At 70.8% G+C, this 4501-nt stretch carries 3 protein-coding genes and 1 pseudogene; 2 read left to right on the forward strand and 2 right to left on the reverse strand.

Annotated elements, in window-relative coordinates:
- On the reverse strand, window positions 1-293 hold a 293-nt coding region (locus tag R6V09_RS46765), incomplete at its 3' end, for an ABATE domain-containing protein (RefSeq protein ID WP_317887551.1).
- 100 nt (window positions 294-393) lie between these two features.
- On the opposite strand from R6V09_RS46765, the gene R6V09_RS46770 reads away from it, so the two are divergent.
- Together R6V09_RS46770 and R6V09_RS46775 are read left to right on the forward strand one after the other, a co-directional pair.
- Window positions 394-1626, forward strand: coding sequence for an MFS transporter (locus R6V09_RS46770; RefSeq protein WP_317887552.1), 1233 nt, complete (start codon window positions 394-396; stop codon window positions 1624-1626).
- A gap of 131 nt (window positions 1627-1757) precedes the next feature.
- A complete protein-coding gene (locus tag R6V09_RS46775; RefSeq protein WP_317887553.1) occupies window positions 1758-4148 on the forward strand; it encodes an excinuclease ABC subunit UvrA in 2391 nt (796 codons plus the stop codon).
- A 44-nt stretch (window positions 4149-4192) separates the two neighbouring features.
- Here the strand turns inward: R6V09_RS46775 and R6V09_RS46780 are convergent.
- Window positions 4193-4501 (reverse strand): annotated as a pseudogene (locus tag R6V09_RS46780) (bifunctional serine/threonine-protein kinase/ABC transporter substrate-binding protein); the annotation flags it as partial.

Below are 4501 nucleotides of genomic sequence, written 5' to 3' on the forward strand. Positions count from 1 at the left end.
GGGACGGGGTGCGCGGCGGCCTCGTTGACGAGAGCGAGCGAGTGCGCGTCGGGCATCCGGCCGGCCCGGGCGGCGGTGATCAGCGTGTGCACGGCCTCGCGCAGGTCGCGTGCCCGAGCCGCATCGGCGTCCCCTCCTGCCTCGCAGGGGCCGCACTGCCGCACCCATGCCGACAATGCCTCGGCGTCGGGGAGTTCCTCCACCACGTCGGGCGAACCACGGTGGCGCAGGGTGCGGATGAAGTCCAGACAGAGGCGCCCGGCGCCCTGGCGGAAGCGGGGAGTCGATGACACGTCCTCACCCTACCTCCATGGAACCGGTTTAAGTGGTGCCGGGAGGGTGGCTCTCCTGCTACCGTCACCAGAACCAGTCAAACCGGTTCTCGCGTGAGGTGTGTCCGTGCCCCGCTGGGTGATCCTCGTCCTGTCCCTCGCCTGCGGTGTGGGCGTCTCGACCATCTACTTCCCGCAGGCGATCAGCTCGCTCGTCGCCGCCGACCTGGGCGTCTCCGCCGGCTCGGCCGCCCTCGTCGTCACGGCGGCCCAATTCGGGTACGCGGCCGGGATCTTCCTCCTCGTCCCCCTCGGCGACCGGCTTCCGCACCGCCCCCTGATCGTCACCCTGCTCGTGCTCACCGCCGCCGGACTGCTCGCCGCGAGCGCCGCGCCCTCGCTCCCGCTGCTCGTCGCCGCGAGCGCGGTCACCGGCGTGACGACCGTCGTGCCCCAGATCATCATCCCGATGGCGGCGGGACTCGTACCCGCCGAACGCCGCGGAGCCGTCACCGGCACCCTCCTCAGCGGGCTGATCGGCGGCATCCTCCTGGCCCGCACCTTCAGCGGCACCCTCGGCGAACGGTTCGGCTGGCGGGCGCCGTACATCGTGGCGGCGGTGATCGTCCTGGTGCTGGCAGCGGTCCTCTCCCGGGCCGTCCCGCTGACCACACCGTCCACCCGCCACGGCTACCCGGCCCTGATAGCCGCCCCGCTACGGCTGCTGCGCACGGAACCGGACCTCCGCCGCTCCTGCCTCTACCAGGCCGGCGTCTTCGCCGGCTTCAGCGCCGCCTGGACCACGCTCACCCTCCTCGTCACCGGACCGACGTACGGCATGGGCGCCCAGGCGGTGGGCATCCTCGGACTCGTCGGCGCGGCCAGCATGTTCAGCACCCCCCTCGCAGGCCGGCTGGCCGACCGCAGGGGACCCGACACGGTCAGCCTCCTCGCCATGCTCGGCACCATCGCCTCGGCGGCGCTCCTCGTGCCGGCCGCCGGGGGCGGCAGGACCGGCCTGCTGACCCTGGCCGCGGGCATGCTGCTGCTCGACGTCGCCGTCCAGTCCGGCCAGGTCGCCAACCAGGCCCGCATCTTCGCGCTACGGCCCGAGGCCCGGGCCCGTATCAACACCGCGTACATGACCTGCGCGTTCCTCGGCGGCAGCGCGGGTTCCTGGGTTGGTGTGCGGATCTACGACCGGTTCGGCTGGCGGGGTGTGACGGGTCTGGTCGCCGCCCTGGCCGTGGTCGCGCTGGTCCGGCATCTGCACCATGTACGCCGTGCGCAGCACGTTGAGAGGCGACCGGACCGGTCAGGATTCGAGAAGCGCGAGTCCACGCGCCGCCCCTAGCGTGACTGCCAAGGACGTCACCGCGCATCGATGCCGGAAGCGGACGTACCGCTCGAAGCTTGGTTAGATCGAGCCGGGCGACGTCCGCCGAGCGACTGTCGGCGGCCCGGCACAAACGGAGGGAAGGCACGATGAGCAAGGCCACGAGGACGGACACGCAGCCATCCGCGCTGCACGCTGCCGACAGCCACGACCTGATCCGCGTGCACGGGGCGCGCGAGAACAACCTCAAGGACGTCAGCATCGAGATCCCGAAGCGCCGGCTGACGGTGTTCACCGGTGTCTCCGGCTCGGGCAAGAGCTCACTCGTGTTCGACACGATCGCCGCGGAGTCGCAGCGGCTGATCAACGAGACGTACAGCGCCTTCGTGCAGGGCTTCATGCCGACGCTGGCCCGCCCCGAGGTCGACGTCCTCGACGGACTGACCACCGCGATCATCGTCGACCAGCAGCGGCTGGGCGCCGACCCCCGCTCCACGGTCGGCACCGCCACCGACGCCAACGCGATGCTCCGCATCCTCTTCAGCCGGCTCGGCAAGCCGTACCTCGGCTCGCCCAAGGCGTTCTCCTTCAACGTCGCCTCGATCAGTGGCGCGGGCGCGGTCACCATGGAACGCGGCGGACAGAAGGTCAAGGAGCGCCGCAGCTTCAGCATCACCGGCGGCATGTGCCCGCGCTGCGAGGGCCGCGGCTCGGTCACCGACCTCGACCTCACCCAGCTCTACGACGACTCCAAGTCCCTTGCGGAGGGCGCGATCACCGTCCCCGGTTACACGGGCGGCGGCTGGAACTCCCGGCTCTACATCGAGTCCGGCTTCTTCGACCCGGACAAGCCGATCAGCAAGTTCACGAAGCGGGAGCTTCAGGACTTCCTCCACCGCGAGCCGACCCGGATGAAGATCGCGGGCATCAACATGACCTACGAAGGTCTGATCCCGCGCATCCAGAAGTCGATGCTCGCCAAGGACCGGGAGGGCATGCAGCCGCACATCCGGGAGTTCGTGGACCGGGCCGTCACCTTCACCACCTGCCCCGACTGCGACGGCACCCGCCTCAACGAGGGCGCCCGCTCCTCGAAGATCAAGGGCATCAGCATCGCGGACGCCTGCGCGATGCAGATCAGCGACCTGGCCGAGTGGGTCCGCGGCCTCGCCGAGCCGTCGGTCGCGCCGCTGCTCACCGCGTTGCGGCAGGCTCTCGACTCGTTCGTCGAGATCGGTCTCGGCTACCTCTCGCTCAACCGGCCGGCGGGCACGCTGTCCGGCGGCGAGGCACAGCGCGTCAAGATGATCCGCCACCTCGGTTCCTCGCTCACCGACGTCACCTACGTCTTCGACGAGCCCACCATCGGCCTGCACCCGCACGACATCCAGCGCATGAACGACCTGCTGCTGCGGCTGCGCGACAAGGGCAACACCGTGCTGGTCGTGGAGCACAAGCCGGAGACCATCGCGATCGCCGACCACATCGTCGACCTCGGCCCGGGCGCCGGCACGGCGGGCGGCACCGTCTGCTTCGAGGGCACCGTCGAGGGGCTGCGCACCGGCGGCACCATCACCGGCCGGCACTTCGACGACCGGGCCAAGCTCAAGGAGTCGACCCGCAAGGCCACCGGCACCCTGGAGATCCGGGGCGCCGCGACCAACAACCTCCAGGACGTCGACGTCGACATCCCGCTCGGCGTCCTCGCCGTCATCACCGGTGTCGCGGGCTCCGGCAAGAGCTCGCTGGTGCACGGGTCGATCCCGGCAGGCGAGAACGTGGTGTCGGTCGACCAGGGCGCCATCCGCGGCTCACGCCGCAGCAACCCGGCGACGTACACCGGACTCCTCGAACCCATCCGCAAGGCCTTCGCCAAGGCCAACGGCGTGAAGCCGGCCCTGTTCAGCGCCAACTCCGAGGGCGCGTGCCCCACTTGCAACGGCGCCGGCGTCATCTACACCGACCTGGCGATGATGGCCGGCGTGGCCACCACCTGCGAGGAGTGCGAGGGGAAACGGTTCGACGCGTCGGTCCTTGAGTACCACTTCGGCGGGCGTGACATCAGCGAGGTGCTCGCGATGTCGGTGACCGAGGCCGAGGAGTTCTTCGGCGCGGGCGAGGCGGCGACACCGGCCGCGCACAAGATCCTGACCAGGCTCGCCGACGTGGGCCTCGGCTACCTCAGCCTCGGCCAGCCGCTCACCACCCTCTCCGGCGGCGAACGCCAACGCCTCAAGCTGGCCACCCACATGTCCGAGAAGGGCGGCGTCTACGTCCTCGACGAGCCCACCGCAGGCCTCCACCTCGCCGACGTGGAGCAACTGCTCGGCCTGCTGGACCGCTTGGTCGACTCCGGGAAGTCGGTCATCGTCGTGGAACACCACCAGGCCGTCATGGCCCACGCCGACTGGATCATCGACCTCGGCCCGGGCGCCGGCCACGACGGCGGAAAGGTCGTCTTCGAAGGGACGCCGGCCGACCTGGTCGACGCGCGGTCGACGCTGACGGGGGAGCACCTGGCGGCGTACGTCGGCGCGTGACCGTCGTGCAACTCCCTTGCACTCAAAGGGAGTTGCACGACGGCTCACGTCTTCTTGCCGATGTCGGCGGAGCGCGCCACGAAGCGGGCGGCTCCGCCGGTCACCCGGAACAGGAAGCCTCCGCCGTCGCCGCGGGCCTGGAAGAACTGCGTGGAGGCGTCGAAGCTCATGAGGCGGGTGATGCCCTGCCAGGGGCGGCGCAGGAGTTCCGAGCGCAGGGCGGTGCGGCCGTCGTCGCCGACGGAGGCCAGGCCGTGGGCGGCGAACCGGACGGCGTCGTACGCCTCGGCCGCCCAGGGGCCCGGCGCGTGTCCGTGGCGGGCGCGGAACGCGGTGGCGAACGCCTTGGTACG

Source organism: Streptomyces sp. W16, assembly GCF_033194735.1.
Taxonomy (GTDB): domain Bacteria; phylum Actinomycetota; class Actinomycetes; order Streptomycetales; family Streptomycetaceae; genus Streptomyces.

Excerpts from the sequence above, each read along its gene's own strand:
- R6V09_RS46775 (WP_317887553.1), top strand. The coding sequence starts at position 1,758 with ATGAGCAAGGCCACGAGGACGGACACGCAGCCATCCGCGCTGCACGCT.